Source organism: Pseudooceanicola atlanticus, from assembly GCF_000768315.1.
Classification (GTDB): Bacteria; Pseudomonadota; Alphaproteobacteria; order Rhodobacterales; family Rhodobacteraceae; genus Pseudooceanicola; species Pseudooceanicola atlanticus.
In genome coordinates this window covers 229,183-251,511 of sequence record NZ_AQQX01000001.1, presented here as the reverse complement: position 1 = coordinate 251,511, position 22,329 = coordinate 229,183, and the positions used below count along the sequence as shown (strand labels likewise).

22 protein-coding genes are annotated in these 22,329 nt (G+C 63.7%); 14 read left to right on the top strand and 8 right to left on the bottom strand.

Annotated features, from left to right (window positions below; genetic code table 11):
• Positions 1-31: 31 nt before the first annotated feature.
• Positions 32-1,675: a long-chain fatty acid--CoA ligase gene (locus ATO9_RS01225; protein WP_043743961.1), complete on the top strand. Its 1,644-nt coding sequence runs from the start codon at positions 32-34 to the stop codon at positions 1,673-1,675.
• A gap of 63 nt (positions 1,676-1,738) precedes the next feature.
• Here ATO9_RS01225 and ATO9_RS01220 read toward each other — a convergent pair whose 3' ends face one another.
• Positions 1,739-2,215, bottom strand: coding sequence for a MarR family winged helix-turn-helix transcriptional regulator (locus ATO9_RS01220; RefSeq protein WP_043743959.1), 477 nt, complete (start codon positions 2,213-2,215; stop codon positions 1,739-1,741).
• 65 nt (positions 2,216-2,280) lie between these two features.
• Between ATO9_RS01220 and ATO9_RS01215 the strand changes: the two genes are divergently transcribed.
• From ATO9_RS01215 to ATO9_RS01205, 3 genes are all read left to right on the top strand, one after another.
• Entirely contained in the window at positions 2,281-2,775 is a 495-nt protein-coding gene (locus ATO9_RS01215) for a PaaI family thioesterase (RefSeq protein ID WP_043743957.1), read from the top strand.
• 3 nt (positions 2,776-2,778) lie between these two features.
• On the top strand, positions 2,779-3,948 hold the full coding sequence (locus tag ATO9_RS01210) for an MFS transporter (RefSeq protein WP_052418021.1): 1,170 nt from the start codon (positions 2,779-2,781) through the stop codon (positions 3,946-3,948).
• 84 nt (positions 3,949-4,032) lie between these two features.
• Positions 4,033-4,887 carry a DMT family transporter gene (locus ATO9_RS01205; RefSeq protein ID WP_043745433.1) on the top strand — a complete coding sequence of 285 codons (855 nt, stop codon included), beginning with the start codon at positions 4,033-4,035 and terminating at the stop codon, positions 4,885-4,887.
• Positions 4,888-4,982: 95 nt separating this feature from the next.
• On the opposite strand, the gene ATO9_RS01200 is transcribed toward ATO9_RS01205, so the two are convergent.
• The 5 genes from ATO9_RS01200 to ATO9_RS01180 form a co-directional block, all read right to left on the bottom strand.
• Complete coding sequence (locus ATO9_RS01200; RefSeq protein WP_202902082.1) at positions 4,983-5,690, bottom strand: ABC transporter ATP-binding protein; 708 nt, start codon at positions 5,688-5,690, stop codon at positions 4,983-4,985.
• Positions 5,687-6,454: an ABC transporter ATP-binding protein gene (locus tag ATO9_RS01195; protein WP_043743955.1), complete on the bottom strand. Its 768-nt coding sequence runs from the start codon at positions 6,452-6,454 to the stop codon at positions 5,687-5,689. The genes ATO9_RS01200 and ATO9_RS01195 overlap by 4 nt, the downstream gene beginning before the upstream one ends.
• Positions 6,451-7,719, bottom strand: coding sequence for a branched-chain amino acid ABC transporter permease (locus tag ATO9_RS01190; protein WP_043743952.1), 1,269 nt, complete (start codon positions 7,717-7,719; stop codon positions 6,451-6,453). The genes ATO9_RS01195 and ATO9_RS01190 overlap by 4 nt, the downstream gene beginning before the upstream one ends.
• Complete coding sequence (locus tag ATO9_RS01185) at positions 7,716-8,648, bottom strand: branched-chain amino acid ABC transporter permease (protein WP_043743948.1); 933 nt, start codon at positions 8,646-8,648, stop codon at positions 7,716-7,718. The genes ATO9_RS01190 and ATO9_RS01185 overlap by 4 nt, the downstream gene beginning before the upstream one ends.
• 86 nt (positions 8,649-8,734) lie before the next feature.
• On the bottom strand, positions 8,735-9,967 hold the full coding sequence (locus tag ATO9_RS01180) for a branched-chain amino acid ABC transporter substrate-binding protein (RefSeq protein ID WP_043743946.1): 1,233 nt from the start codon (positions 9,965-9,967) through the stop codon (positions 8,735-8,737).
• A 143-nt stretch (positions 9,968-10,110) separates the two neighbouring features.
• Between ATO9_RS01180 and ATO9_RS01175 the strand changes: the two genes are divergently transcribed.
• Genes ATO9_RS01175 through ATO9_RS01135 form a run of 9 tightly spaced genes read left to right on the top strand, consistent with a single transcriptional unit; the run spans position 10,111 to position 18,114 of the window.
• Positions 10,111-11,316, top strand: a complete 1,206-nt coding sequence (locus tag ATO9_RS01175) for an acyl-CoA dehydrogenase family protein (RefSeq protein WP_043743944.1) — start codon at positions 10,111-10,113, stop codon at positions 11,314-11,316.
• A 12-nt stretch (positions 11,317-11,328) separates the two neighbouring features.
• Positions 11,329-12,453: an acyl-CoA dehydrogenase family protein gene (locus tag ATO9_RS01170; protein ID WP_156127733.1), complete on the top strand. Its 1,125-nt coding sequence runs from the start codon at positions 11,329-11,331 to the stop codon at positions 12,451-12,453.
• Positions 12,453-13,286, top strand: coding sequence for an SDR family oxidoreductase (locus ATO9_RS01165; protein ID WP_043743940.1), 834 nt, complete (start codon positions 12,453-12,455; stop codon positions 13,284-13,286). The genes ATO9_RS01170 and ATO9_RS01165 overlap by 1 nt, the downstream gene beginning before the upstream one ends.
• A 2-nt stretch (positions 13,287-13,288) precedes the next feature.
• The gene (locus ATO9_RS01160) at positions 13,289-13,750 is read left to right on the top strand and encodes a MaoC family dehydratase (RefSeq protein WP_043743938.1); all 462 of its coding nucleotides are present in this window, start codon (positions 13,289-13,291) and stop codon (positions 13,748-13,750) included.
• A gap of 3 nt (positions 13,751-13,753) precedes the next feature.
• Positions 13,754-14,680, top strand: a complete 927-nt coding sequence (locus ATO9_RS01155; RefSeq protein WP_043743936.1) for an SDR family NAD(P)-dependent oxidoreductase — start codon at positions 13,754-13,756, stop codon at positions 14,678-14,680.
• 37 nt (positions 14,681-14,717) lie between these two features.
• Entirely contained in the window at positions 14,718-15,920 is a 1,203-nt protein-coding gene (locus ATO9_RS01150; RefSeq protein WP_043743933.1) for an acetyl-CoA C-acyltransferase, read from the top strand.
• Between the two features lie 59 nt (positions 15,921-15,979).
• The gene (locus tag ATO9_RS01145; RefSeq protein ID WP_043743929.1) at positions 15,980-16,645 is read left to right on the top strand and encodes a histidine phosphatase family protein; all 666 of its coding nucleotides are present in this window, start codon (positions 15,980-15,982) and stop codon (positions 16,643-16,645) included.
• A 12-nt stretch (positions 16,646-16,657) separates the two neighbouring features.
• Positions 16,658-17,692: a phosphotransferase family protein gene (locus ATO9_RS01140; protein WP_043743926.1), complete on the top strand. Its 1,035-nt coding sequence runs from the start codon at positions 16,658-16,660 to the stop codon at positions 17,690-17,692.
• 8 nt (positions 17,693-17,700) lie between these two features.
• Positions 17,701-18,114, top strand: coding sequence for a PaaI family thioesterase (locus ATO9_RS01135; protein ID WP_043743923.1), 414 nt, complete (start codon positions 17,701-17,703; stop codon positions 18,112-18,114).
• Here the strand turns inward: ATO9_RS01135 and ATO9_RS23315 are convergent.
• Both ATO9_RS23315 and pnp read right to left on the bottom strand, forming a co-directional pair.
• A complete protein-coding gene (locus ATO9_RS23315; protein ID WP_162183047.1) occupies positions 18,099-19,142 on the bottom strand; it encodes a rhamnan synthesis F family protein in 1,044 nt (347 codons plus the stop codon). The two genes, ATO9_RS01135 and ATO9_RS23315, sit on opposite strands and share 16 nt — an antisense overlap.
• Before the next feature lie 270 nt (positions 19,143-19,412).
• Positions 19,413-21,545, bottom strand: coding sequence for a polyribonucleotide nucleotidyltransferase (gene pnp / locus ATO9_RS01125; RefSeq protein ID WP_043743920.1), 2,133 nt, complete (start codon positions 21,543-21,545; stop codon positions 19,413-19,415).
• Positions 21,546-21,810: 265 nt separating this feature from the next.
• On the opposite strand from pnp, the gene ATO9_RS01120 reads away from it, so the two are divergent.
• The gene (locus ATO9_RS01120; RefSeq protein WP_043743917.1) at positions 21,811-22,329 is read left to right on the top strand and encodes a sigma-70 family RNA polymerase sigma factor; all 519 of its coding nucleotides are present in this window, start codon (positions 21,811-21,813) and stop codon (positions 22,327-22,329) included.

Here is a 22,329-nt window from a genome sequence, read left to right as displayed (position 1 = left end):
TCCGCAGAACCAGTCAGGGAGGAGAAACGCCATGAAAGGCATGATGATGCACCAGCCGTTGCTGGTGAGCGAAATTCTCGAATTCGGTGCGGGCGCCTATCCGCGGGCCGAAATCGTGTCGGTTCGCACCGAGGGGGACATTCACCGCGAGACCTTCGTGCAGATGCGCGAACGGTCGATCCAGCTGGCCCATGCCCTGCGCGGCTTGGGCGTCGAGATGGGTGACCGCGTGGCGACGCTGGCCTGGAACGGCTACCGCCACATGGAGCTGTATTACGCGATTTCCGGCATCGGCGCGATCTGCCACACGATCAACCCGCGCCTGTCGGCCGAACAGCTGATCTACATCGTGAACCATGCCGAGGATAAGGTCCTGTTCCTCGACACGACCTTCGTTCCGCTGATCGCGGCGGTGAAGGATCACCTGCCCAAGGACATGACATTCGTCGTGATGTCCGACAAGGACAAGATGCCCGACGCCCCGTTCGAGGTGCTGTGCTACGAAGACATCCTTGAGGGCCAGCCCACCGAGATCGAATGGCCGGTCTTCGACGAGGATACTGCCTGCGGCCTGTGCTACACCTCGGGCACGACGGGCAATCCGAAGGGCGCGCTCTATTCCCACCGGTCGACGGTGCTGCACGCGATGATGATCTCGGTGATGCAGTCGACGACCTTCAAGGAGGGCGCGAGCGTCCTGCCGGTGGTGCCGCTGTTCCACGTGAACGCCTGGGGCCTGCCCTATTCCAGCCTGCTGTCGGGTCTGAACATGGTGATGCCCGGGCCGGCGATGGACGGGCCAAGCCTGTTCAAGCTGATGGACGAGGAAAAGGTCTATTCCGCCTGGGGCGTGCCGACGATCTGGCAGGGCCTGCTGGCCGAGATCAAGGCCCAGGGGCGCAAGCCCGAAGGGTTCGAGGATGTCGTCGTCGGCGGGTCCGCCGCGCCGCGGTCGATGATCGAGGCCTTCGAGAACATGGGCGTCGGCGTCGGCCATGCCTGGGGTATGACCGAGATGTCGCCGGTCGGCACCCATGGCATCATGCCCAAGTGGATGGAAGACGAACCGTTCGAAACCCGCATCGACTACAAGTCGCTGCAGGGCCGCCGCTGTTTCGGGGTCGAACTGAAGATCGTCGACGAGGACGGCAACAAGCTGCCCCATGACGGCAAGGCCGTGGGCGAGTTGTTCGTGCGCGGCAACACCGTCGTCGCCGGCTATTTCAAGAACGAGGAAGCCAGTGCCAAGGCGCTGGACAAGGATGGCTGGTTCGGCACCGGCGACGTTGCCTCGATCGACCCGGACGGGTTCCTGTCGATCCAGGACCGCGCCAAGGACCTGATCAAGTCGGGCGGGGAATGGATTTCCTCGATCGACCTGGAAAACCTGGCGATGGCGCATCCCGCCGTGGCCCAGGCCGCCGCGATCGGCGTCAAGCATCCCCGCTGGGACGAGCGCCCGATCCTCGTGGCCGTCGCCGCCGAGGGCGCGGAGAAACCGACGCTGGAGGAAATGCGCGACCACCTGAGCAGCGAGTTTGCCAAGTGGCAGCTGCCCGATGACATCGTCTGGGTCGATGCGATCCCGCTGACGGCGACGGGCAAGTTCTCCAAGCTGAACCTGCGCAAGGAGCTGGCCGATTACCAGCACCCGGAGCTGCGCGAAAGCGCGTGATCCGGACCTGATTGGTGCAAGAGGGGCGTCGTTGGCGAACGGCGCCCTTTTTCTTTGGGTCGCCTACGGCCCTTCGTCCGGGGCTGCCAGCGCGTTGATTTCAGCCATCATGCGGGTGACGTCGTTGCCGATCTTTTCCTGCTCTGCCTCGACCTCGCGCTGCGCCTTCTGCCAGTCGGCGGCGGCGGCGATCAGGCGGGCCTCTCCGGCGTCGGTGAGGCTGAGGATCTTCTTGCGCTTGTCTTCGGGGTCGGGGTCGGGGGTGATGAGGTCTTCGCGCTGAAGCGGGCCGAGGCCACGGGACAGCGCGGATTGATCCATCTCCATCAGGTCGGCGATCCGCTGCACCGAAGGACGGCGCAGGAACCGGATCCAGGCAAGCGTCGCCAGCTGCGAAATCGTCAAGCCATGTTGGGCCAGCGCCGCGTCGTAACGACGGATCATGCGCCGCGAGGCCCGGCGCGTGGCCAGGCAATAGCACGAACCAGAGAGCAATTCCGCGAGGGCGGGGCTGTCGGGATTTTGGACGGAATCTGACATGGCTCCTTGACTCCATGCATATGCATGGAATTAATATGTGTATGCATCTATTCAAGGAGTATCCGATGTTCGAGCCCGCGCCAATCCCGGAATTCAATGTCGGGGCGATCCCGATCTCCGAAGCCTTTGAAAAGACCGGAGAGGAGTTGATGCGGTCGATCATGGAAAGCGGCCTGCCCGCCCCCAGCATCGCGCGGCACATGACGCAGTGGATCAGCCATGTCGCCGAGGGCGAAGTGGAGTTCCGGGGCGAACCGAGCGCCGATGTGCTGAACCCGATGGGGATCGTGCATGGCGGCTGGGCGATGACCCTGCTGGATTCCGCGCTTGGCTGCGCGGTGCATACGACGATGGCGAAGGGCGAAAGCTTTGTCTCGCTCGACACCAACGTGAAGTTCATCCGGGCGATCACCGCCGAGACCGGGCAGGTGCGCTGCATCGGGCGGGTGCAGTCGCGCGGGCGTCGCATCGCCACGGCGGACGGTGTCATCGAGGATGCGAAGGGCCGCATATTGGCCACCGCGACCTCGGCCTGTTTCATCCAGCAGATCCCGGCCTGAGCGATGCGTTTCCTGGCCCTGATGCTGTGCCCGCTGGCCTTCACGACCGGCGTTTTCGTCTTTGCCGGTGTCCTTGACCCACTGGCTGCCGACCTGGGCGTCGGGGTCGAGGCGGCGGGACAATTGCAATCCGTCTTTGCCATTTCCTGCGCCATTGCCGGGCCGATCCTGGCGATCCTGACCGGACGGTTCGGCCGCAAGGGATTGCTGGTCGGGACGCTGGCCTACCTGGCGGTGATGAACGCGCTGTCCTCGATCATGCCGGGCTATGGCGGGTTGCTGACGACGCGGTTGCTGGCCGGGGCGTTCGGGGCGCTGACCATGCCCATGGCGTCGACCATCGCCGTGGCGCTGGTCGGGCCGGAGCGGCGGGCGCGGGCGCTGGCCGTGGTCTATGCCGGCGTGTCGCTGGCCTTCATCTCGGGCATTCCGCTGGGATCGGTCGTGGGCGAGGCGTTCGGATGGCGGGCAAGCTTCTGGTTGGCCTCGGCCCTGTCGGCATTGGCCTGCCTGGCGGTGCTGGTCTTAATCCCCAAGGTGCCTGCGCCGCCCCCTGCCCCCAAGGGCGCATTCTCTGCGGTGCTGTCCTGGCCGACGACCGGCTACCTGCTGGTTACGATGCTGGCCTTTGCCGCGATCTTTTCCGCCATCGGTTATGTCGGTCCGGTGATTGGCCAGCTGACCGGTTTCAGCGGGGCGGGCATCGGTGCGGTGCAGATGATCTCGGGGCTGGGGTCTTTCCTGGGTCTGACCATCGGCACCCGTATGGTGGAGACGCGGATGCGCGGGCCGCTGGTCTGGTTGTTCAGCGCGGTGCTGCTGTCACAGGCCATCTTCTCGGTCGGGCTGATCGGCGGATGGGTCGGCTCTGCCGGGCTGGCGGTCGCGGTGATCGGCATGCTGATCGGGTCGACCTCGCTCTTCGGGACCGCGCCCATCGTGCAGAGCCGCCTGGCCGAGGCCGCCGGCCCCGCCGCGACACTGGCCTTCGCGCTGAACGGGTCGATGGTCTATCTGGGCCAGGGGCTGGGCGTCGTGCTGGGCGGCGTGGTCCTGGCGGGCTGGGGCCTGTCTTATGTCAGCGTCGCCGGCATGGCCGTTGCAGCCCTCGGCATCCTGCTGGCGCTGCGCCTGCGGGCGGGCCGGGTGAGCGAGCCTGTGCAAGCACGGTGATGCCCGGGCGGATGTGGACCGCCCCCGGGATCCATGCGATCAGATTTCCGGGCGCTGCGTGGCGCCCGGAACGAAAGGTCCGCCATGCCCGGATTGTCCCTGTCCCATGTCGCGATGGTCGTCGCGGCCATGTTCCTGATCGTCTTCGGCGACACGGCCGGCAAGGTGCTGACACAGCAGGATGTCAGCCCGATCTTCGTGGCCTGGGGACGGTTCGCCCTGGCCTGCCTGATGCTGGCGCCGATCACCGGACTGACCCGCGCCGACCTGCCGGCCTTCACCGACTGGCGGCTCTTGCTGCGCACCGGGCTGATCGTGGCGGGGATCTGCGCGATCCTGACCGCGCTGCGGACCGAGCCGATCGCGAATGTGTTCGGCGCCTTCTTCATCTCGCCGGTCGTGGCCTATTTCGGATCGGCGCTGTTGCTGGGCGAACGGATTTCGACAGCGCGGTCGGTGCTGCTGCTGATCGGGTTCGGCGGGGTGATGATGGTCGTGCAGCCGGGGTTTGGCATGTCGCTGGGCATGGGTTTCGCGCTGCTGGCGGGGGCCTGCCATGGGGGCTATGTCGTGGCGACGCGCTGGATGGCTGGGGCCTATCGGCCGCGCCTCTTGCTGCTGTCGCAACTGGCCATCGGGGCGGTGGTGCTGTCGCCGCTGGCCCTGACGGCCATACCCGAAACCTTGCCGCAAGGGTTCCTGTGGGCCTTTCCGCTAAGCGCTTTCGGCTCGGCCATGGGGAATTACCTGCTGGTCATCGCGAGCCGGGTGCTGCCGACGGGCGTGATCGCGCCGCTGATTTATTCGCAGATCGTGGCCGCGATGCTGGTGGGGCTGGCGGTCTTCGGCGACTGGCCGGACGGGCTGGCCCTGACGGGGCTGGTGGTGATCCTCGCCTCCGGGCTGGCCGGGTTGCGGCTGGCCGGGCGCGGGGGTTGATCTGAGCCGATTCTCGGACAGTTTGCTGACAAAAAAACCGGCCCTGTTGGGGGCCGGTTTCGCGTTTGGGGCTGCGCCCGTGATAGGTCAGGCGATCACACTTCGAGCCATTCCTTCTTGACGTCGTCGCGGGTGGCGAACTCGGCGGGGGTGCCGCCGTAGACGATTTCGCCGTGGCCCATGACGTAGACGCGGTTGGCGATGCGCAGCGCGATCGAGAGCTTCTGTTCCACCAGAAGGATCGCGACGCCGGTCTTGGCGATCTCGGCGATGGTGTCGCCGATCTGCTGCACGATCTTGGGCGCGAGGCCTTCGGTCGGTTCGTCGATGATGATCAGCTCCGGATCGCCCATCAGGGTGCGGCACATGGTCAGCATCTGCTTTTCACCGCCCGAGAGGACGCCGGCGGGATTGTCCGCACGGGCCCGCAGGTTGGGGAACATGTCCAGCATCTGGTCGATGCTGTACTTGCCCGGGTTCTTCATGTCCTTGACGCCCAGCACCAGGTTCTGGCGCACGGTCATCGTGGGGAAGATGTCCCGGCTTTCCGGCACGTAGCCCAGGCCCATACGGGCGATCTGATGGCTTTCGAGACCGGCGATCGGCTTACCCTTGAAAGTGATCTCGCCCTTGGGCGCGACCTCTCCCATGATGGCCTTGGCGGTGGTGGAACGCCCCACCCCGTTACGGCCCAGAAGCGCGATGACCTCGCCCGGCATGATCTCCATGTTGACGCCGCGCAGGACGTGGGATTTTCCGTAGAAGGCATGGAGGTCCTTCACGGAGAGCATCGGTTCGGTCATACGACTTCCTCCGGCAGGGCTTCGTCACCCAGATAGGCTTCGCGGACTTTCGGGTCGCCGCGGATTTCGGACGGGGGCGCGGAGGCGATGATCTCACCATAGACGAGCACGGAAATCCGGTCGGCCAGGTTGAAGATCACGCCCATGTCGTGTTCGACGATCACGAGCGTCTTGCCCTCGGTCGCACGCGCGATGAGGTCCACCGCGCGGTCGGTTTCCGAATGGCTCATCCCCGCGGTCGGTTCGTCGAGCAGGATGACATCCGCCCCGCCCGCGATGGTGATCGCGATCTCGAGCGACCGCTGGTCCGCATAGGGCAACAGGGCCGCCGGGGTGTTCGCCTTGTCCAGCAGGCCGCAATGTTCCATGACCTCGAAGGTCTTGGCATTGACGTCCTTCTGCGTGCCGATGTTCTTCCAGAAGGAATACCCCTGGCCGAGCGAATGCAGCACGCCGCAGCGCACGTTTTCCCGCACCGTCATGTTGGCGAAGATGTTGGACACCTGGAAGGACCGCGACAGGCCCATCCGGTTGATCTCGTGCGGGGGGACGCCCGAGATCAGGGTGCCGTTCAGCGACACGGTGCCGGATGTCGGGACGTAGAGCCCCGAGATCAGGTTGAACAGTGTCGACTTGCCTGCACCGTTGGGGCCGATGATCGCGTGACGCTCGCCCTTGGCGATGTCGAGCGTCACGTCATTTATGATCTTGGCCGGGCCGAAGCTTTTCGACAGGTTCTTCAGGGACAGAGCTGGGGTGGTCATGCCGCGCCCTCCTCTTCTTCACGGCTCGCGCGGCGCAGGATGTAGCCCCCTGCGACCAGCGGCACGATGATCAGGATCCAGGTCAGTACGTTGGTGTGACCCAGGTGAAGGCCGAAGGGTTCGAACACTTCGCCGTAGCCGTTGGACCAGCGCACGGACATCTCGATCAGGACGATCGCCCCCAGCAGCATCAGCAGGCAACCGACGAGACGGATGATCCAGGCCGTGAAATAGGCCCCTGCATTGCCGCCGCGGATACCGTCGACGAAGCCGAAGACGATGCCGGCGATGCCGCGCGGGGCGTACATCACGATGGCGACGAACATCAGGCCGAGATAGAGCAGCCAGGCTTCGGTGAAGTCCGACATCATCGACTGCATGTAGGTCAGCAGGATCGCCCCCATGATCGGGCCGGCGAAGTAGGTGATGCCACCCACATAGGCCATGATCAGGACGAAGCCCGACGGGATCAGCGACAGCGATTCCGGGGTGAAGATTTCATAGTTCACCGCGGCCATGCCGCCCGCCATCCCGGCAAATCCGCCGGCGATGATGAAGACCAGGTAGCGCACCTGCTGCGGGTTGTAGCCGATGAACTGCACACGCTGCGGGTTGTCGCGGGTCGCCTCGGACAGCTTGCCCAGGGGCGTGCGGGTGAAGGCGAACATGCCGATCACACCGACCACGGTCCAGAAGGCGATGAACCAGTAGACCTCGTCGATGGGACCGAGGGACAGGCCGAACATTTCGGGCCCGTTCATACGGTCGCCGGAGATCCCTTCCTCGCCGCCGAAGAGGCTGTCGAACATGAAGCCCGCCGCCGCGATCAGCTCGGCCACGCCGAGAGAGATCATCGCGAAGGTCGTGCCCGCCTTGCGGCAGGAGGGCCAGCCGATCACCGCGCCGGCAAGCGCGCCGCCGCCGAAGCCCAGCAGGGGCAGGAAGAAGACAGGGTAGTTGCCGAAGGGGCCGACGCCGTCTTCGATCCAGCCCAGGACGTGCATGCAGAAATAGCCGCCAAGCCCGAAATAGACCGCGTGGCCGAAGGACAGCAGGCCCGCCTTGCCCAGGATCATGTTGTAGCTGAGCGCGAAGACGATGTTGATGCCGATCTGGTGCATCAGCGAATACATCGTCCGCGACGGGTCGGTCATCGGGATAGCAAAGATCACAGCCGCGAAGATCAGGATCGGCAAGGTCCGCTGGCGGAACTTGGCCGCGCTCGACGGCTGCAGGCTTTCGATTGTGGTGGTTGCGTTGCTCACAGCTCTTGCTCCCCCATCAGGCCGCGCGGGCGGAAGATCAGCATCAGCACCAGCAGCAGGAACGGCAGCATCGGTGCGAGCGAGGAAATGGTGATCGAGCCAAGCTCGGACGTCGTGGACAGGCCGAGGAAGCCGAAGATCTCACCGAAGGAGGCAGAGATACCCACGGCGAAGTTCTGCAGCAGCCCGATCAGCAACGAGGCCAGGAACGCCCCTTCGAGCGATCCGATCCCGCCGACGACGACCACCACGAAGACGATCGGTCCCATCTGGACGGCCATGGCCGGGTCGGTGACGAAGATGTTGCCCCCGATCACGCCGGCGAGGCCCGCAAGCGCACAGCCGATGCCGAAGACGGTCATGAAGATCAGCGGCACGTTGTGACCCAGGTGGCCCACCATGTGGGGATGGGTCAGCGCCGCCTGGATGATCAGGCCGGCACGAGTCTTTTTCAGCAGGACCCAGAGCCCGACAAGCATCCCGATCGCGACGAACAGCATGAAGATCCGGTAGGCCGGGAACGAGGCGCCATAGATCGTGAAGGCCGGGAAATCCAGCAGGTCCGGAATCCGGTAGTCGACCGAGGTCTTGCCGTAGACGATCTTGACGACCTCTTCGATCAGGTAGGCCAGGCCGAAGGTGAAAAGAAGCTCGGCCACGTGGCCGTTGGCGTGGACCTTTCTCAGCCCGTAGCGTTCGACCACAGCCCCGACAAGACCGACAAGAACCGGTGCGATGAAGAGGGCGATCCAGAAGCTGGAAGAGCCGGAGATGGTGAAGGCGAAATAGGCGCCCAGCATGTAGAAGCTGGCATGTGCGAAGTTCAGCACACCCATCATCGAGAAGATGAGGGTCAGGCCGGACGACAGCATGAAGAGCAATAGGCCGTATATCACCCCGTTAAGGAGCGCGAATACGATCGTTTCCATGGTGACCTCGTTCAGGTGTTATTGGGGCGCCGTCCCCATCGGCACGGCGCCCCTTTTTCGGTCAGAGCCAAATAGGCGCGTCTGGATTACTCCGGACGCTCCATTTCACAGGTGGTCGGAGCCGATGCGGCCTCGGCGGAGATTTCGCCGCCTTCGACCAGTTTCCAGCCGAGGTCGATGTTGTCGACGCCGTATTTCACGTCATCCGACACGGTCGAGATGAACAGCGGCTGCTGGGCCTGGTGGTCTTCTGCCCGCATGGTGACGGTGCCGTAGGCCTGTTCCATGGTCAGGCCTTCCAGCGCCTTGGCGACCGCGATCGGGTCGGCGCTGCCGGCCTTTTCCGCTGCCATGTCGAACATGTTCAGCGTGTTGAAGGCGCGGTGATAGTAGTAGTCGTAGGTCGGGAACCGTTCCTTGTATTCCTCGATCAGGGCGTACTGCTCGTCCGAGGCGTCCTGGTTCGTGATGCCTTCGGTCACCTGGTGCAGCTGGCCGATGGAGGCCTCACCCAGCGAGGACACGGCGCCCAGCGAACCACCGTAGAAGGTGAAGTAGGGAATGTCGGAGCCCGAGGAGCCAGCCGCTTTCATCAGCAGCTGCATGTCCGCACCCCAGTTACCGGTGATCACGGCATCCGCTTCGGAAGCGATGATCTTCTGGATGTAGGGGGTGAAGTCCTTCACCTTGCCCAGCGGGTGCAGTTCGTTGCCGACGATTTCGATGTCGGGACGCTTTTCGCCCAGCTGGCCTTCGGCCGCGGCGGCCACGGCTTCACCGAAGATGTAGTCCTGACCGATCAGGTACACCTTTTTGATGTCTTCGTTGCCTTTGATGTAGTCGGTGATCGCGTTCATCTTCATGTCGGCATGCGCGTCGAAGCGGAAGTGCCAGAAGGAGCAACGCTCGTTGGTGAAGGCCGGGGTCACGGCGGCGTAGTTGAAGAAGAGAACCTCTTCGCCCGGGTTCCGCTTGTTGTGCTTCTCGACGGCGTCGATGATGGCGGATGCCACGGAAGAGCCGTTGCCCTGCAGGATGTAGCGCGCACCGGAATCGATGGCTTTCTGCAGCTGGACAAGGGATTCCTTGGGGTTGATCTTGTTGTCGTAGCCGGTGACTTCGATCATGTCGCCGTTCACGCCGCCTGCCTCGTTGATTTTCTCGGCAGCAAGCTGGAACGTGGTGTACGCGGCCTCACCCGAGGGGCCGAACGGACCCGATAGCGGGTCGATGAAGGCGAACTTGATCGTGTCGGCCGAAGCTGCGGTGACGGCAACAACGGAAACGGCAGCCGCAAGTGCGGCGGTCTTGATGGTCATAGATTTTCCTCCCGTTAAAAAAGCTGGGGAACCTGACTCCCCGCCTTTCGTGGCCGATCAAAAGGTTTCTGCACCGCCTTGTCAAGCAATCTGTGAAATTCTATTCTGCACTGCAAAACATCAACCGTTTGGGAGGAGCGGATATGTCGTCTTTTTCGGACGACCTGGACCAGTTTCGGTCCGAGGTCTCGGCGTTCATTGCCGAAAAATGCCCGCAAAAACTGAAGGATATGCCGTCGAGCGAGCGTTCGATCTGCTGGGGCGGCAAGCGCTTCACCTTCTCGTGTGATGAGCAGCGAATCTGGATGGAAAACGCTGCCGCGGTCGGTCTGACCGCCCCGAGATGGCCCACCGAATACGGTGGCGCGGGTCTGAACCGGGCGCAGGAGAAGGTCTTCCGCGAGGAGATGGCGAAGGCCAAGGCCCCGTCCCCGCTGGAAAGCTTTGGCCTTTGGATGCTGGGGCCGGCGCTGCTGGCCTTCGGCACCCATGAACAGAAGCTGAAATACCTGCCCGATATCACCAATGGACGGATTCGCTGGTGCCAGGGCTATTCGGAACCCGGTGCCGGGTCCGACCTTGCCTCCGTGCAGACGCGGGCCGAGGACAAAGGCGATCACTGGGTGGTCAACGGGTCCAAGATCTGGACCTCCTACGCCGACAAGGCGGACTGGATCTTTGCGCTGGTGCGGACCGACAAGGACGCGCCCAAGCACAAGGGCATTTCCTTCATGCTGATCGACATGGAGGCCGAGGGCGTTTCCACCAAGCCGATCAAGCTGATCTCGGGCACCTCTGTCTTCTGCGAGACCTTCTTTGACAACGTGGTGGTACCGAAGACCGACGAAGAGGGCAATTCCCGCATCGTCGGAGAGCTGAACCGCGGCTGGGACGTGGCCAAGCATCTGCTGACCCATGAACGCGAGATGATCGGCGGCGGCGGGTCCGGCGCGGCGAGCGGCGTGCTGGGTGGCCGGTCCCTGGGCGCCTTCATCGACACGCTGGACGAGACGATCATGGACGATCCGGTGGTTCGGTCCCAGACCATGGAGCTGGAGATCGACACCCTGGCCATGAGCATGACGATGGAGCGCTACAAGGACATGGCCAAGCAGGGTGGCGTCGGCCATGCCTCTGCCATGCTGAAATATTCGGGGACGGAGCTGAACAAGCGCCGCTACGAACTGCTGATGTCCATCACCGGCTCGGAAGGGGTCGAATGGGACGGAGAGCACGGTTCGCTGGCGCCGGAATGGCTGCGCACCAAGGCGAACTCGATCGAGGGCGGGACGAGCGAAGTGATGCTCGACATCCTGTCCAAACGCGTTCTCGAACTGCCCTCCTCGTAAAGGAATTCAGATATGGTTGCTTCTTTGATCCCGACCGAGGATGAAGTCATGCTGCGCGATGCCGCGCGGGGTTTTCTGCAGGAAAGCTCTCCGGTCACGGCGTTCCGCGCCAATCGCGATGCCGGGCGGACCCATGATCCAGCCCTTTGGAAAGAGATGGCCCAGATGGGCTGGACCGGGGTGCTGCTGCCCGAAGATGCGGGCGGGTCCGAGATGGGCCACCGTGCCGCCGGTATCCTGAGCGAGGAGATGGGCGAAGTGCTGGCCGCCTCGCCGTTCATCTCGACCGCCGTGATGGCGGCGACCGCGCTGCGCGGGGCGGCGAATGACCGGCTGGCGGGGATCGCCGACGGGTCGTCGATCTATGCCATCGCCGTGGACGAGGGGCCGAAACACGCCCCCGCCCGCACCGGGATGACGGCCGAGAAATCGGGCAATGCGTTCAAGCTGTCGGGCCGCAAGGTCTTTGTCGCGGACGGAGCATCGGCCAACCGGGTGCTGGTTTTGGCCCGCACCGGCGGATCGGTGGGCGAGGCCGAGGGCCTGACCCTGTTCGACATCGACGCAGACCGCGCGGGCCTGACCCGCAACGCGAAGCACACGGTCGACGAACGCGATCACGCGCAGCTGGATTTCGACGCGGTCGAAGCGACCGGCGACGACGTGGTGGGCGAGGTGGATGGCGGCATGGCCGCGCTCCATACGGCGCTGAATGCGGGCCAGGCTGCGCTGTCGGCGGAATTGCTGGGCGTGTCGGCCGGGGCTTTCGGCATGACGACCGGCTACCTGAAGGAGCGCAAGCAGTTCGGCCGCACCATCGGGTCCTTCCAGGCGCTGCAACACCGCGCCGCGCATCTGTTCGCGGAGATCGAGATCACGTCCTCGGCCATCGCCAATGCGGGCCGGATGATGGACGAGGATGCGGAAAACGCTGACATAGCCGTGTCCATCGCCAAGGCCCGCGCGACCCAGACCGCCAAGCTGGCGGTCAGCGAGGGCGTGCAGATGCATGGCGGGATCGGGATGACCGACGAGTTCGACATGGGCTTCTTCATGAAGCGCGCCCGCGTCGGCGCGGAATGGCTGGGCGATTACGGCTATCACGCTGCCCGCGTCGCCGCTGCGCGGGGCTTCTGATGTCGGATCTACTGGCGTCGAAGCTGTTCGACCTGACGGGCAAGACCGCGCTGATCACCGGCGGGGCCTCGGGCATCGGCTACATGGCCGCAGAGGCGCTTATGGGCGCGGGCTGCGACGTGATGATCGCGTCGCGCAAGGCCCATGCCTGCGAAGGCGCGGCGGAGGAGCTGAACAAGATGGGCCTGCGTGGCAAGGCCGAGGGCTTTGCCGGCGATGTCGGGTCCGAACAGGGTGTGCTGGACCTTGTCGCCGAGGTCGAGAAACGGGTCGATGCGCTGCCGATCCTGCTGAACAATGCCGGCAAGACCTGGGGCGCGCCCACGATCGAGGAGTTTCCCTACGATGCCTGGTCGCGGGTGCTGGACGTCAACGTCACCGGCATGTTCTACCTGACGCAGAAATTGCTGCCGCTGCTGCGCAAAGCGGGTACGGCAGACGACCCGGCGCGGGTGGTCAACACCGGCTCGATCGTCGGGATCATGCCACGCGGCGGGACGGCCTATTCCTACGGCGTGTCCAAGGGGGTGGTGCATCACATGACGACGATCCTGTCCTCGGAACTGGCGCCGCAGCACATCACCGTCAACGCCTTCGCGCCCGGCCCCTTCCTGTCCAAGATGATGGCCTTTGCCATTGGCACGGAAGAGCAGCGCGAGAAGGCCGGTCAGAACATCCCGTTGGGCCGTGTCGGAACGCCCGAGGATATCGCGGGCGTCGTCCTGTACCTGTGTTCCCGTGCGGGAGCGTATGTTTCGGGCCACACCATTCCGGTGGCCGGCGGGCTGAACGCCGCCGTGGCCGCCAAATCGGCATCAGCACAAGAGGATTGAGGATGAGCAAGACCGTCACCCGGGAAGAATTCGAGGCCATGGTGGGCCAGGAGATCGGTGTCTCCGACTGGTTCGAGATCACGCAGGAGCGGATCGACCAGTTCGCCGATTGCACTGAAGACTGGCAGTACATCCATGTCGACCCGGAAAAGGCCGCCAAGACGCCGTTCGGCACGACGATTGCCCATGGGTTCCTGACCATGTCGATGCTGTCGGCCATGGTCTACCAGATGCCGTCGATGGAAGGCGTGACGATGGGCGTCAACTACGGCATGAACAAGATGCGTTTCGTGTCGCCGGTGCCGGTGGGGTCGCGCATCCGGGGCCGCTTCGTGCTGTCGAAGTTCGAGGAAATCCGCCCCGGCGAGGTTCAGACGACCACGACCGTTACGGTCGAGATCGAAGGCAAGGAGAAGCCCGCGCTCGTCGCCGAGTGGCTGGGCCGCAGATATTTCGGAGGATAATACATGAGCATTCGTTTTGACGGCCGCGTGGCCATCGTCACCGGCGCAGGCGTCGGCCTGGGCCGCAGCCATGCGCTTGGCCTGGCCAAGCTGGGCGCCAAGGTCGTGGTCAATGACCTGGGCGTGGCGACGGACGGCACCGGCCAGTCCAGCGCACAGGCCGAAGCCGTCGTGAAAGAGATCGAGGCCATGGGCGGCGAAGCGATGGCGCATGGCGCCAACGTCACCGATGCGGCCCAGGTGCAGGACATGGTCGACCAGGCCATCGCCAAGTGGGGCAAGGTCGACATCCTTGTCTGCAATGCGGGCATCCTGCGCGACAAGACCTTCGTGAAGATGGAACTGGACGATTTCAGCAAGGTCGTCGACGTGCACCTGATGGGGTCGGTCGTGCCGACCAAGGCCCTGTGGGAGCATTTCCGCCAGAACGAATATGGCCGGATCGTCTACACGACCTCGGCCTCGGGCCTTTACGGCAATTTCGGCCAGTCGAACTACGGCGCGGCCAAGGCGGCGATGGTCGGCCTGATGAACGTGCTGTGCCAGGAAGGCGCGAAGTACAACATCAAGGCCAACATCCTGGCCCCGACCGCCGCGACCCGCATGACTGAAGGGCTGCTGCCCGAACAGGTGCTCGAGCTGCTCAAGCCCGAGACGATCACCCCGGGGATGCTGACCCTGATCCACGAGGACAGCCCGACGCGGATGATCCTGGGCGCCGGCGGCGGATGCTTTGCCGAAACCCGCATCTACGAAACCGAAGGCGTGGCCTTTGGCGATGACGAGCTGGACCCGGATACGATCATGGCGCGGATGGACGACATTCGCGACGAGAAGAACCAGCAGGTCATGCCGGGCGCCTTTGCCCAGACCCGCAAATATGCCCAGATGGCCGCCGAGAAGCGCGGCATCGAATTGCCCAAGGGCTAACAGACCAGCCAGTAACCCAAGAGGGAGGAAAGAACCCATGCGTGACGCAGTAATCGTCTCGACCGCGCGAACCCCGATCGGCAAAGCCTTTCGCGGCGCGTTCAACAACACCCAGGCCCAGGAGCTGATTGGCCATGCCGTGAAGCACGCGGTGGACCGTGCGGGGCTCGACGGCTCCGAGATCCAGGATTGCGTGATCGGCGCGGCGCTTCAGCAGGGCTCTACCGGCAGCAATATCGGCCGCCAGGCGGTGATCCGTGCCGGCCTGCCCGTTTCCATCGCCGGTATGTCGATGGACCGCCAGTGCGCCTCTGGCATGATGGCGATTGCCACCGCGGCCAAGCAGGTCGTGCATGACGGCATGGAAGTCGTGATCGGCGGCGGCGTGGAATCGATCAGCCTTGTTCAGAACCAGAACATGCGTACCGACCGCGCCCGTGACCCCTGGATCCAGGAGCACAAGCCCGAGCTTTACATGTCGATGCTGGAGACGGCAGAGATCGTGGCCGAGCGCTACAACGTGTCCCGCGAAGATCAGGACGAATATGCCCTGAAATCGCAGCAGCGCACCGCGGCGGCCCAACAGGCCGGCAAGTTCGACGACGAGATCGTGCCGCTGACCTCGACCATGGGTGTCATGGACAAGGAAACCAAGGAAGTGTCCTTCAAGGAGGTCACGCTGGAGAAGGACGAGGGCAACCGTCCGTCCACCACGCTGGAAAACCTCCAGAGCCTGGCGCCGGTCTTCAAGGACGGCCAGCAGGTCAAGGAAGGCGCCTACATCACCGCGGGCAACGCATCGCAGCTGTCCGACGGTGCCTCGGCCTCGGTCATCATGGAAGCAAAGGAAGCCGAAAAGCGCGGTCTGCAGCCGCTGGGCCGCTATGTCGGCGTGATGGCCGCAGGTCTTGGGCCGGAAGAGATGGGCATCGGGCCGATCTATGCCGTGCCGAAGCTGCTGGAAGCGCATGGGCTGAAGATGGACGATATTGGCCTGTGGGAACTGAACGAAGCGTTCGCCTCGCAGGTTCTTCAGTCGCAGCGCGTTCTGGGCATCCCGGATGAGCTGTTGAACGTGAACGGCGGCGCGATCTCGATCGGGCACCCCTACGGCATGTCGGGCGCCCGCATGGTCGGCCACGCGCTGATCGAGGGCAAGCGCCGCGGCGCCAAGTACGTTGTCTGCACCATGTGTGTTGGCGGCGGCATGGGCGCAGCCGGCCTGTTCGAAGTCCTGTAAGACAGACGATCGGCCCCGGCGTCATGCCGGGGCCGGTTCCCCCTCAAAGAAAGCCCGGAATGCCCACACTCTACCTGATCCGTCACGGTCAGGCGTCCTTCGGCGCCGATGATTACGATGTCCTGTCCCCGATCGGCCATGAACAGGCCGAAGCGCTTGGTCGCTGGTTCGCGCAGGAAGGGATCATCCCCAACCTCGTCGCCCATGGCACCCTGCGCCGCCAGAAGGAAACCCTGGCCGGTATCCTCAAGGGGCTGGGGATCGAGCGCGCGGCAGAAGAGCATCCGGGCCTCGACGAATATGATTTCGGGGCGCTTCTGAAGGCCAAATATGCCGCCGGCGGAGAGCCGCAGGGCATGATGACCGATCACAAGAGCCATTTCCGGACCCTGCGTGCCACCGTCGCCGAATGGCAGCGCGACGAGATCCCGAACCCGCCCGAAACCTGGGGCACCTTCACCAGCCGCGTCGATGCGGCCTGCACGTCACTGATGCGCGACGGGGTCGAGACGGTTTTCGCCGTATCCTCCGGCGGGGCGATCAGCCAGGCGGTGTCGGCCCTGCTGGAAACGCCGGGCGTGCACCAGACCAAGATGCAGCTGCAGATGAAGAACACCGCCATCACGCGGTTCGTCTACACCTCGCGCAACACCTACTTTCATGGGTTCAACGAAACCCCACACATCACGGCGGCCAATGCCGACCGCCTGTTGACCTACGCATAAGGGAGGCCCGCCATGTCCAAACAGGACCCGACCAAGATAGACGTCGATGCCGTCGACAAGTGGCTGTCCGCGAACCTGCCAGGGTTCGAAGGGCCGATCGAGGCGAAGAAATTCGATGTCGGCCAGTCCAACCCGACCTTTCAGCTGATCACGCCCAAGCACCGCTACGTGCTGCGTCGCAAGCCGCCGGGGGTGCTGCTGAAATCCGCCCATGCGGTGGACCGGGAATTCCGGGTGCAGAAGGCGCTCTACGATACCGATGTGCCGGTCGCCAAGGTCCATGTCCTGTGCGAGGACGAGGACGTGATCGGGTCGATGTTCTACGTCATGGACGAGGTCGACGGCCGCAACTTCAACCTGCCCTCCCTGCCGGAACTGGCGAAGGAAGATCGCTGGGCCGTTCACGACGAGATGTCCCGTGTGCTGGCGGCGATCCACGGCGTGGACTTGGTGAAGACCGGGCTGGATGATTACGGGCCTGCCGGGAATTACTACGAGCGTCAGATCGGCCGCTGGACCAAGCAGTACCGCGCATCCGAAACCGATACGATCCCGGCCATGGACGAGCTGATCGAATGGCTGAACACCAACATCCCCGAGGATGACGGCCTGCGCACCCTGGCCCACGGCGATTACCGGATCGACAACATGCTGTTCGAAAAGGACCGCCCCCGCGTCGCCGCCGTACTGGACTGGGAGCTGTCGACGACCGGCCATCCCTATGCGGACGTGGCCGCCGTCATAATGCAATGGTCCATGCCGGGCGGGCCGGACAGCCGCGGCCTTGCCGGGATCGACCGCAAGGCCGAAGGCCTGATGACCGATGAAGAATTCGTCGAAAGCTACTGCAAGCGGGCCGGAATTCCCGGCATCGACAAGTTCGGCTTCTACCTGGCCTTCACCTTCTTCCGCATGGCCGGCATCATCCAGGGCGTCTACAAGCGTGCGCTGGATGGCAATGCCTCGAACCCGGAACGGGCCAAGCAGATGGGCGCTTCGGTGCCGCGCTTTGCCGAAGCCGGGCTGAAAGCTGCGAAAACCGTCTGAGGACCTGAATGACTGACCAAAAGATCGACCCGGCGCTGGTCGAAGACCCCTACCCCCTGCAAAAGCACCTGGGGTTCTTCATCACCGCCTGGTCCGAAGGCTTTGCCCGGTTCGAACTGCCGCTGGAGCATTTCCTGATGAACCGCTACGGCATTCCGCATGGCGGGGTGCATTCGCTGATGTGCGACACGGCCATGGGCTACGCTGGCTGCTACACCGGTGATCCGGAGAACCGGAAGCTGGGCATGACCCTGAACCTGAGCGTGAATTACATGGGCCCGCTGAAGGGCGAGATGATGATCGCGGAGGCGCGGGTCACCGGCGGCGGGCGCAAGACCTTCTTCGCCGAGGCCGTGATCAAGGACGAGTTGGACAACGTCGCCGCGCGCGGCACCGGCGTCTTCCGTTACCGGGGCAGCTGAGACGCGTCGCCGATGCGGTGCCGGACTTCCTCGGCCACGATGGGGCGCATGTCCTTGTCGTAGCCGAGCCTCACCATCTCTCCGCGCTGGAAGCTGTAGATGGGCTGCTTGTCCTTCTTGATCATCGGCGATTTCATCTGGCCGAACAGCGTGTGGGGATGGGCAATCAGGTAATACTTGGCCACCTTTTCCCCGTCGATCATCTGTTCGGCGCGGGTGCGCCAATTGCCTGACGTGTCAGCCAGAATCTTCGCGATTTCGGGGGCAGAGCGGGTTTCCACCAGCGCGTGGTATTCCAGCGCCTCGCGCAATTGGTCGTCCGGCAGCGCCTTGGTTGCGGCCTTCAGGGTCGTCAGATCATATAGCTGATCGCGGCTGTAACCACGCGATGTGAAGTAATGGGTGAGCTTCATTTCGCATTGACGGATGACCATGTGCTTGTTGTTGGTCAGCATGATCCGGCGCCAGAACGTCAGGAAATCGCGACTGTGCAGCACCTTGGGGCCGAAACGGAAGAAATAGCTTTGCAGGTGCGAGCGATGTTCGCGCCCTTCCCGGTCGTTGTAGAAGATGCCGAACAGATCCGCCGGGTTCGCCAGAGCGCGATCAATGAGGTCGCAATCGGGCCATATCGGAAACCAGATCGAGTCGTTCACGATAAAGAGGTTTTCGAGATGTATCTTGCGCGATTTCAACGCGAGGACCGCATCACGATAGCCACCGAAATCGTACCCGTAATTGGGCCGCTGAATGACCAGGTGCGCCTTGTCGGCCAGCCGCGCTTCGTCCGCGGCCGATAGCGGCGTGTTCGACACCACGACAGGCGACACGCCCTTGTCCCGGAAATGGTCGAGCGTGTCGTAGGTCGAACCAAGAACGGTATCCGGTTGGTATATCAGCAGGATGGCCATGTTGGGTGCAGGGGCAACGGCACCTTCGGTCACCTTCATGGCAAAGGTCTTGTGGATGTCATGACGCCGCCGCCGCAGGCCGGCGAACAGGAACCAATGCCACTGCGATGCCTGCATGACGAGACGATTCCATTCGCGTTTCAATTTCCAGGCAGGAATCATGACAGTCTCGATACCAATGAATTCAGGAACATTCTTGCGCCGACGCGAAATCGCATCGAATTTCGGGGTCATTAACCCAAAGCCCGGCCCAAGGGAAGACAACCGACGCCCGTCGGCAGGTTCGGGCAGAGGGTGTTATTGTCGCAAGCCCGGACAATGGGCGCGGCAAGGAAAAACGGGCGACCCTGGGGCCGCCCGTTCCTGTCACTGCAGGGGATCTTGCGATCAGTCTGCGGCGTCTTCCTTGGCGATTTCGGTGCCGGTTTCCTGGTCGACCATCTTCATCGCCAGGCGGACCTTGCCGCGATCGTCGAAGCCCAGAAGCTTCACGAAGACTTCCTGGCCTTCCTTCAGAACATCCGAGGGATGGTTCAGGCGGCGGTTTTCGATCTGGGACACGTGCACCAGGCCGTCGCGCTTGCCGAAGAAGTTCACGAAGGCGCCGAAATCGACGATCTTCACGACCTTGCCCTTGTAGATCTGGCCTTCTTCCGGCTCTGCCACGATCGAGTGGATCATGTCATAGGCCTTCTGGATGGCGTCACCGTTCGGCGAGGCGATCTTGATGATGCCTTCGTCGTTGATGTCGACCTTGGCGCCGGACACTTCGACGATCTCGCGGATGACCTTGCCGCCCGAGCCGATCACTTCACGGATCTTGTCGGTCGGGATCTGCATCGTTTCGATCCGCGGCGCGTGGGCCGAGAATTCGCCGACGCCGGACTGGGCCTTGTTCATCTCGCCGAGGATATGCATCCGGCCTTCTTTCGCCTGGGCGAGGGCCTTTTCCATGATCTCGGGCGTGATGCCGGCGACCTTGATGTCCATCTGGAGCGAGGTGATGCCTGCTTCGGTGCCGGCCACCTTGAAGTCCATGTCGCCCAGGTGGTCTTCGTCACCCAGGATGTCGGTCAGGACCGCGTAGGAGCCGTCGTCTTCCAGCACCAGGCCCATGGCCACACCGGCCACGGCGGCCTTCAGCGGCACACCGGCATCCATCATCGACAGCGAGCCACCGCAGACGGACGCCATGGAGGACGAGCCGTTGGATTCGGTGATCTCGGACACGATGCGGATCGTGTAGGGGAAATCGGTGGCAGCGGGCAGAACGGCCTGAAGGGCGCGCCATGCCAGTTTGCCGTGGCCGATTTCACGACGGCCCGGGGAGCCAACACGACCAACCTCGCCGACCGAATAGGGCGGGAAGTTGTAGTGCAGCATGAAGTTGGATTTGAAGTTGCCGTGCAGCGCGTCGATGAACTGTTCGTCATCGCCGGTACCCAGCGTGGTCACGACCAGACCCTGGGTTTCCCCGCGGGTGAACAGTGCCGAGCCGTGGGTCCGGGGCAGCAGGCCGGTTTCCACGGCGATCGGACGGACCTGATCCAGGGCACGACCGTCGATCCGTTTGCCTTCCTTCACGACAGAGCCGCGCAGGACGGTGGATTCCAGCTTTTTCAGCGCGGAACCGAGGTTCGCGTCTTCCTGCTGTTCCTCGGTCAGGCTCGCGATGATCTCTTCCTTGGCGGCGCCAACGGCAGAGGTGCGTTCCTGCTTGTCGGTGATCGCGTAGGCCGCGCGCATCTTGTCTTCACCGGCGGCTTTCACGGCCGCATAGAGGTCGGAGTAATCCGGCGGGGTGAAGTCGAACGGTTCTTTCGCGGATTCCTCGGCCAGGGAGATGATCAGGTCGATCACCGGCTGGATCTGTTCGTGCGCGAAGGTCACGGCACCCAGCATCTCGGCCTCGGTCAGCTCGTAGGCTTCCGATTCCACCATCATGACGGCGTCCTTGGTGCCGGCGACAACCAGGTCGAGACGCTGCTCGAGGTTGTTGCGCAGGCCCTGCATGTCGTCCACGGAGGGGTTCAGCACGTAGTCGCCATCGACAAAACCGACGCGAGCGCCGGCGATCGGGCCCATGAACGGAGCGCCCGAGATGGTCAGGGCGGCCGAGGCTGCGATCATCGCCACGATGTCCGGGTCATTGACCAGGTCGTGGGACAGAACGGTGCACATGACGAGCACTTCGTTCTTGAAGCCAGGCACGAAGAGCGGGCGGATCGGGCGGTCGATCAGGCGCGCGGTCAGCGTTTCCTTTTCGGTCGGCCGGGCCTCGCGCTTGAAGAAGCCGCCAGGCACCTTGCCCGCGGCATAGTATTTTTCCTGGTAGTGCACGGTCAGCGGAAAGAAATCCTGGCCGGGCTTGGGCTGTTTGGCGAAGGTCACGTTGGCCATGACCGAGGTTTCGCCGAGCGTTGCGATCACCGTGCCATCTGCCTGGCGCGCAACCTTACCGGTTTCGAGGGTGAGGGTTTCGTCGCCCCACTCCATCGTTTTCGTCGTTACGTTAAACATCTATCGTATCCTTGAGGGAGCGCTCGCGGCCCCTGCCGCGTCTCCCGTTTGCATGGCGGCCCCATTGCCGCCGCCCCCAATCCTCTTGCACAACGCCGGGGGCCGGAGCGTTACGTCTCAGATGCGCGGCGCATACAGGAAAAAACGCCTTTTGGAAAGCACAGCTTGCGGGAAATGGCCGTCTCGGCAGAGAATGCCGGTCGGGGGGAAATTTTTTCGTGCTGCCGGGATAAAACCCCGGATCGGCGTCGTCTGACCGGGTATCATGACCAGCAAACCCCCTTTCGATATCTCGGACCACCTGGTCCCGCTGCGACGCCGGGCCCGCGCCTTGACGCGCAACGGCCCCGATAGCGAAGACCTGGTGCAGGAGACGATCCTTCAGGCGTATGAAAAGGCGGACACCCGGTCCGAGGATGGCAACCTGCGCGGCTGGCTGATGACCATCCTGCGCCACCGGTTCATCGACGGGCGCCGCCGCGCGCAGGCCTCGGCCCGGCGCGAGGCCGCCCTGGCCGAGATGACCCCGAAGCTGAGCGAAGGATCGCAGGACCTGCACATGCGGGTCACGGAGGTCCGGGCGGCGTTCTTCACCCTGCCGCCCGAACAGCGCGCGGCGCTCTACCTCGTGGCGATCGAGGGTCGATCCTGTGCCGAGGCCGCCGCATTGCTGAACATCCCGATGGGCACCCTCACCTCGCGCCTGGGACGGGCGCGGGACCGCCTCAGGGCGCTAGAAACCGATGACGCATCCCAGGTCATTCCGATGAAACGCAAGGGCTGA